Origin of the sequence: Arthrobacter sp. E3, assembly GCF_017353415.1 — a bacterium.
In the GTDB taxonomy this organism is placed as follows: domain Bacteria; phylum Actinomycetota; class Actinomycetes; order Actinomycetales; family Micrococcaceae; genus Specibacter.
In genome coordinates this window covers 50,810-67,207 of sequence record NZ_JAFMPX010000020.1, presented here as the reverse complement: position 1 = coordinate 67,207, position 16,398 = coordinate 50,810, and the positions used below count along the sequence as shown (strand labels likewise).

Here is a 16,398-nt window from a genome sequence, read left to right as displayed (position 1 = left end):
CCGCCCATGCCGAGGCGATGGTGAAGTGGTCCATGATCGGGCTGATGGCCAGGCGTCTCTCACCGCCAGCCGGCCGCCTTCCTTGGCAGCCCGGAACGGCAAAATAACCACTTTCCCAACACGTTCTTAGGCATCAAGATGAAGGAAGCCCAGTCCAGCAGTACCTCAGATTTTGTGCCAAACCTGAACACGATGGCCAGCGCGGGATGCAACATGACCATCACCGTGGGCTTCCTGCTGGCGGAGGCCACCACTACGGCGGCCAAAGACAACCCGAAGCTGCACTACGCCATCATTGATGACAACAGCATCAAGGCCCCCAATGTGAAGCCGGTGGTTTACGACACGGCCCAGGCGGCGTTTATGGCCGGATATACGTCTGCGGCTGTGTCCAAAACCGGCAAGGTCGGTACCTTTGGCGGAATCAACCTGCCCACGGTCACAGTCTTCATGGATGGATTTGCCGAGGGCGTGAAGTACTTCAACGACAAGCAGGGAAAAGATGTGCAGCTTCTCGGCTGGAACACCGAGACCCAGCAGGGCCTTTTCACGAACAACTTTAATGTCATCCAAGATGGTGCCAAGTTCACCAACAACTTGATCGCCGAAGGTGCAGACGTGGTCATGCCTGTCGCCGGCCCGCTTGGCAAGGGTGCCGGTGATGCCATCCTGGCAGCCAACAAGGGCGGCAAGGATGTCAAGCTTGTCTGGGTTGACTCCGACGGTTTTCTTACCGCACCCACGTACAAGTCCGTCCTGCTGACCTCGGTCATCAAGACGATGGGCGAGGCCGTGGAAACCATTATCAAGGATGATCTGGACGGCAAGTTCGACCCGGCTCCGTACATCGGGACCTTGGAAAACGGGGGCGTGGCACTGGCCCCGTTCCACGACCTTGATTCCACTGTCAGCGCCGACACCAAGAGCCAGTTGGATGAAATCAAGAAGGGCATCATCGACGGCTCCATCAAGGTGGAGTCCAAGTCCAGCCCGAAGTAGACACCGCACACGGGCGCTGCGTGCCGCACCAAGCGGACCGCGGCGCCCGTTCTGCAGCTTTTCGAACTATCCATCCGCAGAGACGGGTCACATACGTTGAAACTTGAACTTCGGGGCATCACCAAGCGCTTCGGCACCCTGGTGGCGAACGACCACATCGACCTGGTCGTGAACACGGGGGAAATCCACAGCTTGTTGGGGGAAAACGGGGCCGGCAAATCGACCTTGATGAATGTCCTGTACGGCCTGTACGCGCCCACATCCGGCGAGATCCTCATCGATGATGTGCCGGTTCGGTTCTCCGGCCCCTCCGACGCCATGGCAGCCGGCATTGGCATGGTGCACCAGCACTTCATGCTCGTCCCGGTCTTCACCGTGGCCGAAAACGTCGCTTTGGGTGCCGAATCCACCACCTTTGGCGGCATCCTGAACTTGGAGGAAACGCGAAAGAAAGTTCGCGAGATCTCCGCCAAATTCGGTTTCGACGTGGACCCTGACGCGCTGGTGGAAGACCTCCCCGTGGGCGTTCAGCAGCGGGTGGAGATCATCAAGGCGCTGGTGCGCAACTCTAAAATCCTGATTCTGGACGAGCCCACCGCCGTGCTCACGCCCCAGGAAACCGACGAGTTGATGGACATAATGGGCCAACTGCGTAAAGGCGGCACATCCATCGTTTTCATTTCGCACAAGCTGCGTGAGGTCAAGGCCGTCTCGGACACCATCACCGTCATCCGCCGCGGCAAGGTGGTAGGTTCCGCACCGCCGTCGACCCCCACCACGGAGTTGGCCGCCATGATGGTGGGCCGCGCCGTGAACCTTTCCCTGGACAAGGCGGATGCCCAGCCGGGTGAGGAAACGTTCAAGGTCACCAACCTGACAGTGATGAACGACGCCGGCCAGAGACTTTTGGACAACGTCACCTTGGGCGTCTCCCAAGGTGAGATCCTGGCCTTGGCCGGTGTGCAGGGCAACGGGCAGACGGAGCTGACCGAAGCCGTGCTGGGACTGCATAAGCACGTCCTGGGCTCTATCACGCTGGAAGGGCAGGAACTGCTTGGTAAAAGTGTCCGCAAGATCCTGGACGCAGGCGTGGGCTTCGTCCCCGAGGACCGCTCGGACGACGGCCTAGTGGGGGAGTTCTCCATTGCTGAAAACCTGATCCTGGACCTGTATAAACAGGCGCCGTATTCCCGCCACGGCACCATGAACCATGCAGTTATTGCGAAGAACGCGGTGGAAAAGGTGGAGGAGTTCGATGTGCGGGCACAGACTGCACAGGATCCGGCAGACACCCTATCCGGCGGAAACCAACAAAAAGTGGTGCTGGCCAGGGAACTTTCCCGGCCGCTGAAACTCTTCATCGCGTCGCAACCCACCCGTGGCGTGGACGTCGGGTCCATTGAGTTCCTGCACAAACGCATCGTGGCGGAACGCGACGCAGGCACCCCCGTGCTCATCGTGTCCACGGAGCTGGATGAGGTATTGGAACTAGCAGACCGCATCGCGGTACTTTTTGCCGGACGGCTCATGGGAATTGTCCCGGGAAAGTCCAGCCGGGCATTGATTGGCCTGATGATGGCGGGGCTTCCCGCTGCAGAAGCACAGGAACAAATGAACAAACAAGACACACAGCTAGAGACAGCCACGGACGCTGCGCTCGCTTCCGAAGCCGAGGGCTCCGCCAACACGAACGATTCAGGGGCGCAGTCATGAGCGAGCCGCAACTGCCGCCTCCCGGGGGGTCTTTGGACAACAAGGAGCCCGGAGGCGGGGCCGGTGGCGCGAAGGCGCCCTGGAAAACCGACAATGAGTCAAACGGCAGCCAGCTGATGCGGGAAATCATCAGCGGCAACGCGATGATCTCCGTCCTGGCCGTGCTGGTTGCGCTCGTCATTGGCGGGGTGCTCATTGCAGTCACTGACCAGCGGGTAGTGACGGCGTTCGGGTACTTCTTCAGCGATCCTTCCGCCACCTTCGGTGCCATCTGGGCTTCCATCTCGGACGCCTATGGCGCCCTGTGGAGAGGCGCCACCTACGATCCGAACTCCCGGACGTGGCAGGGCAGGTTGGGCATTTTTGAAACCCTCACTTTCGCCACCCCCCTGATTTTGTCCGGCCTGGCCGTCACGTTGGCATTCAGGGTGGGACTTTTCAACATTGGTGCACAGGGCCAGATCATCCTCGGTGCCACGTTTGCCGGCATCGTCGGTTTCATGATGGAACTGCCCCCGGGCATCCACCTGGCGGCCGTGGTGCTCGCAGGTGCGCTAGGCGGCGCCATCTGGGGTGGAATTGCCGGATTCCTGAAGGCAAAGACCGGTGCGCACGAGGTGATCGTGACGATCATGCTCAACTATATCGCCATCTCCCTTGTTCTGTATCTGCTCAAGAACCAGCTGCGCGACCCCGCCAGCAGCAACCCCATCAGCCCGCGCATGCACGAAACTGCCATGTTCCCACTGCTGCTGGGCCCCAACTACAGGGTGCATGCGGGGCTGATCCTAGCGATTGCAGCCGTCTTCGTCGTTTCCTGGCTGCTCAACCGCTCAACACTGGGCTTCGAGTACCGGGCGATTGGTGCCAACCCTCGCGCAGCCCGTACAGCTGGCATGCTGGTGTCCCGTGGCTACATCACCGTCATGCTGATCTCCGGAGCCCTGGCCGGGCTGGCGGGTGTGACCCAGCTGGCCGGGACGGAAAAGCTCCTGGATTCCGACGTTGCAGGCAGCATTGGCTTCGACGCCATCACGGTTGCCCTGTTGGGACGGTCAAAACCGTGGGGCACGTTCTTTGCAGCCCTCTTGTTTGGAGCGTTCAAGGCGGGCGGCACCTCCATGGCCATCAACGCTGATATCTCGATTGACATAGTCGCCGTTGTCCAATCCTTGATTGTGCTGTTCATTGCCGCCCCGCCCCTGGTGCGCTCCATGTTCCGGATCAAGGAAGTTCGCCGTGAAGGAGTATCCGCGTGAGTATCACTGAGAAAAGTGCACCTTCGAAGGTGACTGACCCTATTTCAATACGCAGCCGGAAGATGCCGGTGCTGCTCGGTTCCCTCGCGCTATTCTCGGTGGTGGTATTTATTGTGCTGGGGCCCAGCGGTACTGCCACTTTTCGCATCTCCCAGCCCAGCGACGTCTGGCAGGTACCGAACCTGGTGCTGCCGGCCAAGGCGATGGGCGTCCTAGTCTCGGTGATCTGCGTGGGGCTTGCATACTTGGCCTGGAGTCAGACCCAGAAGACTGGAAAAATCGCCAAATGGGTCGTCATGACGTTCGCTGTGGTGTTCGTTGTGGGCTTGATGGTGTGGATCATCGGTGGCACCACTACGCAAAACATCACGCTCGTTGGGCTTTTCACCGGTGCCATGCTGATTACCACGCCACTGGTGTTTGGCTCCATGTCCGGGGTTCTTTCCGAACGGTCCGGCGTGGTAAACATCGCCATCGAGGGGCAGCTGTTGGCAGGTGCTTTTACGGCGGCACTGGTTGCCTCCATCACGCACAACGCCTTCGCTGGACTTTTCGCCGCAGCCTTGGCCGGTGTGCTTGTGTCCCTGCTGCTGGCGTTGTTCAGCATCAAGTACGTGGTGAACCAGATCATCGTCGGTGTGGTTTTGAACGTGCTGGTGTCCGGCCTGACCGGGTTCCTGTTCGAAAAGATCATGAAGACGAAAGTCGACGGGGTCACCATCTACAACCAGCCCGCCCACCTGCCCAACCTGCCCATTCCGCTGCTCTCTGAAATCCCCATCATTGGGCCCACGCTGTTTCGACAATCAATCATTGGCTACTTCATGCTGATCCTTGTCGCAGCGCTTTGGTTTGGCTTGTTCCGGACCCGCTGGGGCCTGCGCGTGCGTGCCGTGGGTGAGCATCCCAAGGCAGCGGACACGGTGGGTATCAACGTCAACCGGACCCGCGTTTTAAACGTGCTGGCTGGTGGTGCCGTGGCGGGTGTGGGCGGGGCCTACTTCACGCTTGTTGCGGTCAGCAGCTTCAGCAAGGACATGACAGGAGGACTGGGGTTCATCGCCTTGGCCGCCTTGATCTTCGGCAGGTGGAACCCGATCGGGGCAGCCCTTGCCGCGTTGCTCTTCGGCGTGGCCGGGAACCTGCAAAGCATCCTCTCACTCGCTGGCACACCGATCGACGGACAGTTCCTGGCCATGCTGCCGTACGCGCTGACCATTCTGGCCGTCTCCGGCTTTGTCGGGAAGGCCATGGCCCCGGCCGCCGACGGCGAACCGTACATCAAGGAGTAGGACATGCTGCAACCCATCCTCGACGAGTGCTGGGAACCCTTGCGCCAAGCTGCCACCGCGGCACTTGACTGCGCCTACGCTCCCTACTCGAATTTCCGTGTGGGAGCAGCCGCCCGGCTGGCAGATGGCAGCATCGTCTCCGGCTGCAACGTGGAGAACGCCAGCTACGGGCTGAGCCTGTGCGCGGAATGCACCATGGTGGGCGCCGCCCGGATGAACGGAGGGGGACTCATCACAGAGTTCTACTGCGTCGACGCGCAGGGCGGAATTCTCATGCCATGCGGGCGCTGCCGGCAGCTGCTGTACGAGTTCAGCACTGCGGACACGCGGCTCATGACCACCTCCGGGGTGAAGTCCATGGCCGAGGTCCTGCCGGACGCCTTCGGCCCACAGGACCTGACTCGGATTGAATTGGAGAGACCATGAACAACACCCCGGCATTTGCGGCCAGCACGTTCGACGCCGTTGACATCATCGGCATCAAACGGGACAAAGGCACACTGAGCGGCGAACAAATCCGCTGGACCATCGACGCGTACACGCGCGGGGTCATCGCTGAAGAACAAATGGCGGCACTGAACATGGCTATCCTGCTTAACGGCATGAACCGGGCGGAAATTGCGCAGTGGACGGCAGCCATGATCGCGTCCGGGGAAACACTTGACTTCGGGGGGCTGCGCAACGCTACAGGATCGCTGATGCCCACCACCGACAAACACTCCACAGGCGGGGTGGGCGACAAGATCACGCTGCCGCTGGCCCCTTTGGTGGCCGTATTTGGCGCAGCTGTGCCACAGCTTTCCGGCAGGGGTTTGGGCCACACGGGCGGCACATTGGACAAACTTGAGGCCATCCCCGGCTGGCGTGCGAACCTCAGCAACGAGGAGATGATGCAACAGTTGACTGAAGTGGGTGCGGTGATCTGTGCTGCGGGAACGGGCCTCGCCCCTGCCGACAGGAAACTGTACGCCCTGCGCGATGTCACCGGAACTGTTGAATCCATCCCGCTGATCGCCTCATCCATCATGAGCAAGAAGATCGCCGAAGGAACCGGCGCCCTGATCCTCGATGTGAAAGTGGGCTCCGGCGCCTTCATGAAGAGCGTGGACATGGCCCGGGAGCTGGCGCAAACCATGGTGGCACTTGGCAAGGACGCAGGAGTAAATACGGTGGCGCTGCTGACGGATATGTCCACGCCGCTGGGCCTGACGGCAGGCAACGCCATTGAGGTACAGGAGTCCGTGGACGTACTGGCCGGGGGAGGCCCCTCCGACGTGGTGGAACTGACCGTGAAACTGGCACAGGAAATGCTGGAGGCCGCGGGGATACACGGCGCCGACCCTGTAGCGGCACTCAAGGATGGCCGGGCCATGGACGTGTGGCGCCGCATGATTGCCGCCCAGGGCGGGGATCCCGACGCGGCTTTGCCTGTGGCTCGCGAGTCCGAGGTGTTGTATGCGCCGACGGACGGAGTGCTGGTCGGACTGGATGCGATGAGCGTCGGGGTCGCCGCTTGGCGTCTGGGCGCTGGCCGGGCCCGCAAGGAGGACGTGGTTCAGGCAGGTGCAGGAGTGCGCCTGCATGCCAAACCGGGAGACCGAGTGCGCGCAGGGGAACCGCTCATGACGCTGCTGACGGACACACCGGAGAAATTCGACCGGGCCAGGGACGCATTGGCGGGTGCCGTGAGCATCGCAGCAGAAGACGCCCCGGAGCGGCCCAAGCTCATCATCGACCGCATCGCCTAACCCCCAACCGACGCTCCCGCACTTTCCGGGGTAATGCAAGCGACGCTCCTGCACGCTTAGGGGTCGTTCCGCCGTCGCTCCTGCACGCTTTGGGGTTCCCTGTTCGTGGCTGCCAAAGTGACTGCAGAGCGTTCGGCTATAGCCACCTGGACGTGCTGGAGCGATAGCTGAAATGGCCCTGAAAGTGCAGGAGCGTCGCTCAGGCGGGCCCGGAAAGTGCAGGAGCGTCGGTGGTGGAAGCCCCTTGGTAGCACCGCTGCATCCGTCGACTGATTGTCCGCTGGATCCAGTGACTGGAACCCGAAACCATGCAACTCTCATTCCATGGATGGAGAACCGCCACAGCAACTCGTCCTTCCGGTGTATACCGGTGCCTGCCCTGACGTGGGAAGCTTAGTGCAGACGACCACCACAGGGAAGGAAACGTCCAGGGTGGATTTTTTGCACATCATCGGTCAAATTAACTCTCTGATCGAACATTCCGCCGCACAGTGGTGGGTGATTCCCTTGGTCAGCCTCTTTTGCCTGATCGATGGTTTCTTCCTGTTCCTGCCCAGTGAGACTGCCATTGTGGCCTTGGCTTCCATCTCGGCACGTACGGGGTCACCAAATATTTGGCTGCTGATCCTGGGCGCCTCGATCGGGGCCATGATTGGCGACAACATTGCGTACGTCATGGGCCGAAAATTAGGAACTACGCGGTTTAACTGGATGCGCAGACCGCGTGGGGCGAAGGCCTTCGCTTGGGCGAGCAGGGAATTGGAAAAACGCGGAGCCATGCTGATTTTCACCGCCCGGTACATCCCGGTGGGAAGGATTGCCGTCAACTTCACGGCGGGGGCCACACACTTTCCTTGGCGCCGCTTCGTGGTGTTGGACGGCATAGCGGTAGTGACGTGGGCCGGCTATTCAGTGGCCGTGGGAACCTTCGCTGGCCGCTGGGTCCACGACAACCCGTTGTTGGGTGTGGGAATTGCCATTGCGTTTGCCATTGTCATTGGTTTTCTGGTGGATCACGGCATGAGATTTATGCACCACTTTCTGGAAAGACGCGGCAAGTTGGAACCCCGGCCCGAACCTGGTCTCATGGCTGCCCGGCATGCTGCACAGGTGCAGGCAGCAGCCGAAGCTACACGGCTTGCCGCAGCAACTAACGGCTCAGCCAAAGGCTCGGCAAACGACTCGGTAAACGGCTCAACGATCGGGTCACCGACCGATTCAAGAATCGGCGCGTCAACAACCACCACAGCGGCAGCCGGCGAAGCAGCAACAGAACCCGAATCCACACCAGACGGCGACGATGACCGTGCGGCGGATGCGCCCATGGCGAACGTGGATGCAGCTGACGGTCAGCACCCACGTACCGGAGAATCAGTGCTGATCCCCGAAATTGTGGCTGAAATCCAACCTCTGGCGCTGCACCCGGCCCACCCCAATGCCCACGCCGTCGCCCATGCGGCTGCGTCGGCATCGGCCGTGGCCATTCGGCACAACTAGCGCAGCGCGGAACACATCCCTAGAGTGGGGATTGTGACTAACCCAACTTCAGAACATGCAGCCGCGTCCATCCCCGTTGTGGACCTCAAATCGTTGCCAAAGGTATCCCTCCACGACCATCTGGACGGCGGGTTGCGTCCGGAAACGATCATCGAGTTGGCGGCGGAGGTGGGCCATTCACTTCCGTCCACTGATCCCGAAGAACTGCGCGAGTGGTTCGTGAACTCAGCCGATTCAGGCTCACTTGAGCGTTACCTGGAGACCTTTGACCACACCGTGGCCGTCATGCAGACCCATGACGCCTTGGTCCGTGTGGCCCGTGAATTTGTTGAGGACCTGGCTGAGGACGGGGTGGTGTACGGGGAAGTTCGCTGGGCACCTGAACAGCACCTCACCGCAGGATTGGACTTGGACGAGGCCGTCGAGGCTGTTCAGCTGGGCCTTGAAGAAGGCATGGACGCTGTGGACGAGGCCGGCGGCTACATTGAGGTCGGGCAGATCATCACCGCCATGCGCCATGCAGAGCGCGGCGACGAGATCGCCCAGCTTGCCGTGCGCCACCGCGACAACGGCGTGGTGGGTTTTGACATTGCCGGTGCCGAGGACGGCTTCCTGCCCTCCCGGTTCACCGAGGCCTTCACTTATTTGGCCGAGAACAACTTCCCGGTGACCGTTCACGCCGGAGAGGCTGCCGGGCTCGACAGCATCCAAGACGCCCTGGTCCACGGCCGCGCGCTGCGCCTGGGCCACGGCGTGCGCATCGCCGAAGACATTCACCTGGACGTGCAGGAAGAAGACGGGAACGACGTCGGCACGCTCACCTTGGGTGACTTGGCCCAGTGGGTGCGCGACCGCCAGATCCCGCTGGAGCTGTGCCCGTCGTCGAACTTGCAGACCGGAGCCATTGCAGCGTTTGGCACCACCCTGGCAGAACACCCCATTGACCTGCTGTACCAGCTCGGTTTCAACGTCACCGTGAACACCGACAACCGGCTCATGAGCGGGACGACGCTGTCGGGCGAGTTTGGCCGCCTGGTGGAGACGTTCGGCTACGGCCTGGACACCGTGCTGGAGATGACCCTCAATGCCGTTCACGCCACGTTCCTGCCGATCGAAGCCCGCGAAGAGCTGGCCGAGTTCATCATTGAGAACTTCGAAGACGCCATGGATGAAATTGACGACTTCGAAGACTCGGAAGGCTTTGAAGCCTTCGGCGCAGCAGACTTGGATGATGCCGGGATTGAAGACTGACCCACTGAACGACGAAGACGGGCGGGCCGCATCATCCTCGGATGAAATGACCCGCCTTGTCGCCGTCGTGGCTGCGCTGCGTGAGCACTGCCCCTGGACGGCCGCTCTGACACACGATTCCCTCACCACCTATTTGCTGGAGGAATCCTACGAACTCATCGAGGCCCTTGAAACCGGCCGCAGTGACCACGTCGCCGCCGAACTGGGCGACATCCTGCTCCAAGTGGTGCTGCACGCCCGCTTGGCCGAAGAAGCAGGCAACTTTGTGCTTGCAGATGTGGCCCGCGGACTCAGCGAAAAACTGATCCGCCGCAGCCCCCATGTTTTCCACGCCGACGGCGGCCTGCAGGAAACGTTCCCTGCCACCATCGTCGAGATCGAGGAAACCTGGGAGCGCATCAAAGCCGAGGAGCGTGCCGAAAACCCATCCTCGCTCCGGGAACCCCTGCCGGGCCCCGCAGCACCAGCCAAGGGCCCCTTTGCCGGCATTCCACGGTCGCTGCCAGCGCTGGCCATGGCACAAAAGTCGTTGGAACGGGCTACCCGCGCGGGGCTTGCGGTGCCGCTGGGAGCCGGATCGATGGACGCTGAGCACATCGTCACGGAAGAGCAGCTCGGGAAGGTGCTCTTCGACGTCGTGCGCGTTGCACAACAGCAGGGGCTCGATGCGGAACGGGCGCTGCGCCTGGCCGTGCGGGACTTTCAGGGGCGTTCGGGCACGCTTTGACGGCCTGGCTCCAATTGGCCAGCTGACCACCTCTCCTCGACCCGGCCAAACTTCCAGTAGGCCCCCGCAACAGCCCAGCACAGCACGAAGATGCCGACGATCACGAAGCCAGCTTTGTTGGTGTCAAAATTGGTCATGAAGTCCCAGAACGTGCCTTGGAAGAAACTCAAGTGCTTTCCCACCAGGCCCAACACTTCGATGCCGCCGATGAAGAAGCAAATGGCCACTGAAAGTCCGGTGATGGCCAAGTTGTAATAAACCTTCCTCACGGGGTTGAAAAACGCCCAGGAGTAGGCGAAGTTCATGAAGATCCCGTCCAACGTGTCCAGCAGTGTCATGCCAGCGGTGAAAAGGATGGGCAGGCACAAGATGGCGTAGAACGGCAGGCTCTGGCTCGCCAAGAGTGCGGTGGTGGCGAGCAGCGTCACCTCGGTGGCCGTGTCAAAACCCAAACCGAACACCACCCCCAGCGGATACATTTTCCATTCCTTGTCGATGGTATTTGTCCAGCGCCGGAAGAAACGATTCATGATCCCGCGGTTTTGCAGCTGCTGCTCCAGTTCCGCCTCGTCGTAGCTGCCGCTCCGCATGGAACGGAAGACCCTGAGGATGCCGACAAGGATCACCATGTTCAGCAGGGCAATCAGGAATAGGAAGGAAGCGGAGATGACAGTGCCGAAGATCCCGCCGAATTTCTCGAGTGTGGAGTTGTCATCCGAGAGTGCGTGGTAAACGGCCTTCTCGGCAACCACGATGCCAACTCCGATGCCGACCACGATGGTTGAGTGGCCCAGTGAGAACCAGAACCCGACACTCAGTGGACGTTTGCCATCAGCCAGCAGTTTGCGGGTGGTGTTGTCGATCGCGGAGATGTGGTCGGCGTCGAACGCGTGCCGAAGCCCGAGTGAATACGCCAGCACGGCGATGCCGATGCCCAACCCTTGGTAATGTCCGGGGACCACGAACAGGATGAAGACGGCGAACCCCACCACATGCAGCAGTGTGATCGCGGCAAACATGAGGATGATCCGCCTTCGTTCTGCAGTGCTCATGCGATGCTCCCAGAGACGGGTGTTCAATATTTCCTGAGATTGAGCGGGGCCTGGCCAAACCAGCGCTCCCGCAGCAGTCCCGTGAGTTCGTCCATCATTGCGGTGAGCACGGTAGTGCTGCTGGCCAATGCACGCACCACGAACCCCGGTCCGTTCAGCAGCGAGATGCCAGTGAGCGTATCCAGCTCGTACTTGAGCAGCAACTGCTGCAGTTCCGTGACGAGGGCGGCGTCAACGCGCGAATCCACCACCAGCAGCGACCCCAAGTGGCTGAATCCCTCCATGAAGGCCAGCCCGGCTATGTCTGCCACGGGCTGACCGGCGACGTCGGCCGTCCCCGCCGAAGTGGGCGTGAGTAAAACGTTGTCGATGGCCAGCAACTCGCCACCGTACCGAATCTCATTGCGCAGCCGCAGCTGCTCATAACGGAACGGCTGCCCGTCCGGGGACCAGCCCGGGGTGAGGACCTCGGCCATGATGAGGGATGCGCTGGCATCCATCTCGATCAGTGCGCTCTGCCGATAAGCAGCCCCGCGGTAGGCGATGAGCTGGCCGGGCATGTACTCCAAGGAGCTGTTTGCGGCCAGCTTCACCGTCAGGCGCTGTTCGGCGTATGAGTTGGGCGTCTTGTAGATCTTCGTGGCGGACTGCGTGGTGAGCAGTAGCCGGGCACCCTCCGCCACCGTGATGTCCATGGTGTAGAGGTCCCCGCCCAAGTAGGCCCCGCCAGGATTGACGGTCACGTAGCAAACCTGCCCGGAGTCATCCAGGTAGTGTGGACGAATCACGCGCAGCGCGCCGCGATGATATTGCCCGGTGGCCAGGGAGCGGCCGTTGCGGACGCCAATTTCAAGCCGGAGCTCTCCCATGGGTGCTTTCACGGCAGGAGCCGTTGCCGTTGCCACTGTTGCTACAGTCACCGCTGCCACCGCCGTCACCGTTCCAAGTCAAGCATGAGCACGTCGTGCCGGATCCACTCGATCACATGGTCCAGCCCCTCGTCGGTCTTCAAATTCGTGAAGCAGAAGGGCCGGTCCCCGCGGAACTCCTTCGAATCACGTTCCATCACGGATAGGTCGGCGCCCACATACGGGGCCAGGTCGATCTTGTTGATGATGAATAGATCGGATTTGATCATGCCCTGGCCGGCCTTCCGCGGGATCTTCTCGCCCTGGGCCACGTCGATGATGTAGATGGAAAAGTCCACCAACTCGGGGCTGAAGGTGGCGGAGAGATTATCGCCACCACTTTCCACGAACACCACCTGCAGATCGGGGTGGCGCTGGATCAGCTCAGCGATAGCCGCCGCATTCATCGAGGTGTCCTCCCGGATGGCGGTGTGCGGGCAGCCGCCGGTCTCAATGCCGATGATGCGGTCCAGCGGCAGAATGCCGTTCTGCGCCAGAATCTTCGCATCCTCAATGGTGTAGATGTCGTTGGTGATGGCCGCCATGGAAATTTCACCGCTCATGTGACGGGTCAGGCGCTCAACGAGTTGGGTCTTGCCCGCTCCAACGGGGCCGCCAATGCCGATCTTAATGACGTCCATGCTGTTCTCCTTGTGTGATTGCGTAAGTATGCATATGTCTCAGCTCATGAACATGCGGGCGCGCTGGTATTCGTGGCGCATCTGCGCTATCTCCAACCCAGGGGCGACGGCGCCCAGGTCCCCGGCGTCCAACGCCATGACCGCTGTGGCAGCGGCAGCGACGTCGTCGTGCATGAGCCGCAGCACACGCTGGCCCGCGGTTTGGCCCAGTGGAATGGCGCGGACTGCGTTTTGTGTCAATGAGATCGCAGTGGAAAAGAAGTACGCGGGCAACAGCTGTGCCAGTGGAATGCGCAGTCCGTGCGCCGTCAGTGCGAACGCCACGGCAGTGTGTCCTGCGCAGCGGCCCGCGCTGATTTGGGCGCTGTATTCATCGAGTTCCGGCGCGGTGAAGATGCCCGCACCGATCTCCACCATGCGCAGCCCCATCTTGATGCCGGCCCCGCGCAGTTGCAACGGCAGGGCCTGGGCCGTGACGCGGCGGTCCAACTCCCAGACCTCTGCAAGCGCGCAGTCTCCCAGTGCCGGACTGTCCAGCGCCTCGAATACCAGCCGAAGTGCCAGCCCGTCACTGTACACGAGCTGCTGGCCGATGAACTGCCGCAGCCAGGCCGTGAAGCCCTCCTCGTCGTGGACAACGCCGCGGGCCAGGTACGTTTCCAGTCCGAACGAATGGCTAAAAGCCCCGTTGGGCAGCGCAGAGTCACACAGCTGCAGCAAGGGCAGCAGGTACGACGGCGGCACAGGTGGCACTTCCTGGGAGCCCATCAGTGCGTGTGCTCCGCATGCCGGAACGGTGCGGCCATGATGCGCTCCTGCCGGGTGTACGGCATCTTCAGCTGGTCCAGCAGCTGGACCACGGTGTGGTCGTAGGGAACCACCATGACCTCCGCGCCGTAGCTGCTGTCAGCACCGAAGAACTGCGCCTGCAGATGACGGTTGCCCAACTGATGCGCCACGGTGCCCATGGCCAAGATGGTGGTCGGGGCGATAACGAGCACGTCCGTGGGCAGCACGGAAACCACAATCAGCGACGTTGCGTCGCGGAACAGGATGTCGCCGTCGCGCAGGTCCCCGGCACCACCGGCGGTGGAGCGCAGGCGCAAACCGAGCTCATTGCCGTGGTCGGTTTGCACGCGTTGGATGCGCTTGGACAGGTCCGCTCCGGCCAGCAGCACTTTTTCAAGGTGCAGCCCGTCAAGCTCTGTGGTCGTCATGTCAAAAATGTTGCCAATGACGGAATCAACGATCATCAAATGCCCTCTTCGTGAGTTTTCATTAGAACAGGAAGTAGCGCTGCGTCATGGGCAGCCCATTCACTGGATCACAGGTCGCCACCACACCGTCCACTGTCACTGTGTAGGTTTCAGCATCCACTTCAATGGTGGGGGTTTCACCATTGAACTTAAGATCCGCCTTGGTCAGTGTCCGGATGCCGTGCACAGAACGGATCTGCTTGCGCAGCCCCAGTTCCTCCGGCACTCCGGCGTCAATGGCCGCCTGGGACAAGAACGTGATGGCGCAATGGGCCACGGCACTGCCCATCGCTCCAAACATGGGGCGCATCAGTTGCGGTTGCGGTGTGGGGATGGAGCCGTTGGGGTCGCCCATGAGGGCTGCGACTATTTGGCCGCCCTTGATGACAAGTGCAGGCTTCACGCCGAAGAAGGCCGGGTTCCACAGCACCAGGTCGGCGAATTTTCCTTCCTCCACGCTGCCCACCGTGTCCGCGATACCCTGGGCCAGGGCCGGGTTGATCGTGTATTTGGCGACGTAGCGCTTGAGCCGGAAATTATCGCCCACCTCGGTGTCGCCGTCGAGCTTGCCGCGCTGCATCTTCATCTTGTCCGCCACCTGCCAGGTACGCAGGATCACTTCCCCCACCCGGCCCATGGCCTGTGAGTCGGAGGACATGATGGAAAAGACGCCCATGTCCTGCAATACGTCCTCGGCGGCAATGGTTTCCGGCCTGATCCGGGAGTCCGCGAACGCCACGTCCTCCGGGATGTCCGGGTTCAGGTGGTGGCACACCATGAGCATGTCCAGGTGCTCTTCGGCGGTGTTGCGGGTGTAGGGAAGGGTCGGGTTGGTGGAGGCCGGCAGCACGTTGGGCATGCCGGCAATCTTGATGATGTCCGGGGCATGCCCGCCACCGGCGCCTTCCGTGTGGAAGGTGTGGATCACACGGCCGGCGATGGCTTTGATGGTGTCCTCGACGAAGCCGCATTCATTGAGCGTGTCGGTGTGGATGGCAACCTGAACGTCGTACTCGTCGGCCACCGTTAATGAATTATCGATGGAAGAGGTGGTGGCGCCCCAGTCCTCGTGGACTTTCAGCCCGATGGCGCCGGCACGGATTTGTTCGGCCAGGGGATCGAGCGCGCCGGCGTGGCCCTTGCCGAGCAGCCCGATATTCATCGGTACTCCGTCCAGTGCCTGCAACATGCGGCTGATATGCCATTTGCCGGGGGTGAGGGAGGTGGCCTTGGTTCCCGCAGCAGGGCCGGTGCCGCCGCCAATCATGGTGGTGATGCCGGAATCCAGCGCCGTGGGGATTTGGTCAGGACTGATGAAGTGGATGTGGGTGTCAATGCCGCCGGCCGTCAAAATCCGGTTCTCGCCGGCAATGATCTCCGTGCTGGTGCCAATGACAATGTTCACACCGTCCATGATGGAAGGGTTGCCGGCCTTGCCGATGCGGAAGATGTGCCCATCCCGCAGCGCGATGTCCGCCTTGTAAATTCCTGTGTAGTCCAGCACGATCACGTTCGTGATGACGGTGTCCGGAATGTCCTCATCCCGCACCAGCTGTCCGTTTTGGCCCATGCCGTCGCGGATGACTTTTCCGCCACCGAACACCACTTCGTCTCCGTAGACCGTGAAGTCCTTTTCGATTTCCAGAAAAAGTTCGGTGTCGGCCAGCCGGACGGCGTCCCCAACCGTTGGCCCGTACAGGTCCGAATACTGTTTCCGGCTCATTTCGAAGCTCATTCGGAAGCCTCCGCATCCAAGCGTCCGTTGACTAGATTGGCCAGACCGTACACTTCCCGTTTGCCGGCGAGTGCCACCAGCTGCACCGCTTTTGCATCGCCTGGTTCGAAGCGCACGGCCGTGCCGGCCGGAATGTCGAGGCGGAATCCGTAGGCGGCGTCCCTGTCGAAGTGCAGGGCCTGATTGGTTTCTGCAAAATGGTAGTGCGAGCCGACCTGGATGGGGCGGTCGCCGGTGTTGGTCACCTCAACGGTGGCCGTGGCCCGCCCTGTGTTGCAGCGAATGGGTTCGTCCCGCAGGACGAATTCACCTGGCTTCAT

Annotated in this window: 16 protein-coding genes; 9 read left to right on the top strand and 7 right to left on the bottom strand. The window is 61.3% G+C overall.

What is annotated here, in order from left to right; all coding sequences use genetic code 11:
• The first annotated feature begins 138 nt into the window (after positions 1-138).
• The 9 genes from JMA46_RS10315 to JMA46_RS10275 all read left to right on the top strand — a co-directional run bounded on the left by JMA46_RS10315 (position 139) and on the right by JMA46_RS10275 (position 10,486).
• Positions 139-999 (top strand): BMP family ABC transporter substrate-binding protein, encoded by an 861-nt coding sequence (locus tag JMA46_RS10315; RefSeq protein ID WP_348770118.1) that lies wholly within the window; start codon positions 139-141, stop codon positions 997-999.
• A gap of 96 nt (positions 1,000-1,095) precedes the next feature.
• Positions 1,096-2,712, top strand: a complete 1,617-nt coding sequence (locus tag JMA46_RS10310) for an ABC transporter ATP-binding protein (RefSeq protein WP_207345245.1) — start codon at positions 1,096-1,098, stop codon at positions 2,710-2,712.
• On the top strand, positions 2,709-3,971 hold the full coding sequence (locus JMA46_RS10305; RefSeq protein ID WP_207345244.1) for an ABC transporter permease: 1,263 nt from the start codon (positions 2,709-2,711) through the stop codon (positions 3,969-3,971). The genes JMA46_RS10310 and JMA46_RS10305 overlap by 4 nt, the downstream gene beginning before the upstream one ends.
• Positions 3,972-4,033: 62 nt before the next feature.
• Complete coding sequence (locus tag JMA46_RS10300; RefSeq protein WP_207345253.1) at positions 4,034-5,263, top strand: ABC transporter permease; 1,230 nt, start codon at positions 4,034-4,036, stop codon at positions 5,261-5,263.
• 3 nt (positions 5,264-5,266) lie between these two features.
• The gene (locus JMA46_RS10295) at positions 5,267-5,689 is read left to right on the top strand and encodes a cytidine deaminase (RefSeq protein WP_207345243.1); all 423 of its coding nucleotides are present in this window, start codon (positions 5,267-5,269) and stop codon (positions 5,687-5,689) included.
• Positions 5,686-7,011, top strand: a complete 1,326-nt coding sequence (locus JMA46_RS10290) for a thymidine phosphorylase (RefSeq protein ID WP_207345242.1) — start codon at positions 5,686-5,688, stop codon at positions 7,009-7,011. The genes JMA46_RS10295 and JMA46_RS10290 overlap by 4 nt, the downstream gene beginning before the upstream one ends.
• Before the next feature lie 432 nt (positions 7,012-7,443).
• Complete coding sequence (locus JMA46_RS10285; protein WP_348770117.1) at positions 7,444-8,508, top strand: DedA family protein; 1,065 nt, start codon at positions 7,444-7,446, stop codon at positions 8,506-8,508.
• Positions 8,509-8,541: 33 nt separating this feature from the next.
• Complete coding sequence (locus JMA46_RS10280) at positions 8,542-9,759, top strand: adenosine deaminase (RefSeq protein WP_207345240.1); 1,218 nt, start codon at positions 8,542-8,544, stop codon at positions 9,757-9,759.
• A complete protein-coding gene (locus JMA46_RS10275; protein ID WP_348770116.1) occupies positions 9,749-10,486 on the top strand; it encodes a MazG nucleotide pyrophosphohydrolase domain-containing protein in 738 nt (245 codons plus the stop codon). The genes JMA46_RS10280 and JMA46_RS10275 overlap by 11 nt, the downstream gene beginning before the upstream one ends.
• On the opposite strand, the gene JMA46_RS10270 is transcribed toward JMA46_RS10275, so the two are convergent.
• The 7 genes from JMA46_RS10270 to JMA46_RS10240 are packed head-to-tail and all read right to left on the bottom strand — an operon-like array spanning position 10,462 to position 16,398.
• On the bottom strand, positions 10,462-11,538 hold the full coding sequence (locus JMA46_RS10270; RefSeq protein ID WP_207345239.1) for a HoxN/HupN/NixA family nickel/cobalt transporter: 1,077 nt from the start codon (positions 11,536-11,538) through the stop codon (positions 10,462-10,464). The two genes, JMA46_RS10275 and JMA46_RS10270, sit on opposite strands and share 25 nt — an antisense overlap.
• A gap of 23 nt (positions 11,539-11,561) precedes the next feature.
• Complete coding sequence (locus JMA46_RS10265; protein WP_348770115.1) at positions 11,562-12,458, bottom strand: urease accessory protein UreD; 897 nt, start codon at positions 12,456-12,458, stop codon at positions 11,562-11,564.
• A 14-nt stretch (positions 12,459-12,472) separates the two neighbouring features.
• On the bottom strand, positions 12,473-13,087 hold the full coding sequence (gene ureG, locus JMA46_RS10260; protein WP_207345238.1) for an urease accessory protein UreG: 615 nt from the start codon (positions 13,085-13,087) through the stop codon (positions 12,473-12,475).
• 39 nt (positions 13,088-13,126) lie between these two features.
• Positions 13,127-13,855, bottom strand: coding sequence for an urease accessory protein UreF (locus JMA46_RS10255; protein ID WP_207345237.1), 729 nt, complete (start codon positions 13,853-13,855; stop codon positions 13,127-13,129).
• Positions 13,855-14,340, bottom strand: coding sequence for an urease accessory protein UreE (gene ureE / locus JMA46_RS10250; RefSeq protein ID WP_207345236.1), 486 nt, complete (start codon positions 14,338-14,340; stop codon positions 13,855-13,857). Before ureE ends, JMA46_RS10255 begins: the two co-directional genes overlap by 1 nt.
• 25 nt (positions 14,341-14,365) lie before the next feature.
• Positions 14,366-16,078, bottom strand: coding sequence for an urease subunit alpha (gene ureC, locus JMA46_RS10245; RefSeq protein ID WP_207345235.1), 1,713 nt, complete (start codon positions 16,076-16,078; stop codon positions 14,366-14,368).
• Entirely contained in the window at positions 16,075-16,398 is a 324-nt protein-coding gene (locus tag JMA46_RS10240; RefSeq protein WP_207345234.1) for an urease subunit beta, read from the bottom strand. Before JMA46_RS10240 ends, ureC begins: the two co-directional genes overlap by 4 nt.

What these genes read in the sequence shown, in the direction of transcription:
- JMA46_RS10315 (WP_348770118.1), top strand. Translation starts at nt 139, where the DNA reads ATGAAGGAAGCCCAGTCCAGCAGTACCTCAGATTTTGTGCCAAACCTG.
- JMA46_RS10305 (WP_207345244.1), top strand. Translation starts at nt 2,709, where the DNA reads ATGAGCGAGCCGCAACTGCCGCCTCCCGGGGGGTCTTTGGACAACAAG.
- JMA46_RS10300 (WP_207345253.1), top strand. Translation starts at nt 4,034, where the DNA reads ATGCCGGTGCTGCTCGGTTCCCTCGCGCTATTCTCGGTGGTGGTATTT.
- JMA46_RS10295 (WP_207345243.1), top strand. Translation starts at nt 5,267, where the DNA reads ATGCTGCAACCCATCCTCGACGAGTGCTGGGAACCCTTGCGCCAAGCT.
- JMA46_RS10290 (WP_207345242.1), top strand. Translation starts at nt 5,686, where the DNA reads ATGAACAACACCCCGGCATTTGCGGCCAGCACGTTCGACGCCGTTGAC.
- JMA46_RS10270 (WP_207345239.1), bottom strand. Translation starts at nt 11,538, where the DNA reads ATGAGCACTGCAGAACGAAGGCGGATCATCCTCATGTTTGCCGCGATC.
- ureG (WP_207345238.1), bottom strand. Translation starts at nt 13,087, where the DNA reads ATGGACGTCATTAAGATCGGCATTGGCGGCCCCGTTGGAGCGGGCAAG.
- JMA46_RS10255 (WP_207345237.1), bottom strand. Translation starts at nt 13,855, where the DNA reads ATGGGCTCCCAGGAAGTGCCACCTGTGCCGCCGTCGTACCTGCTGCCC.
- ureE (WP_207345236.1), bottom strand. Translation starts at nt 14,340, where the DNA reads ATGATCGTTGATTCCGTCATTGGCAACATTTTTGACATGACGACCACA.
- ureC (WP_207345235.1), bottom strand. Translation starts at nt 16,078, where the DNA reads ATGAGCTTCGAAATGAGCCGGAAACAGTATTCGGACCTGTACGGGCCA.
- JMA46_RS10240 (WP_207345234.1), bottom strand. Translation starts at nt 16,398, where the DNA reads ATGAAGCCAGGTGAATTCGTCCTGCGGGACGAACCCATTCGCTGCAAC.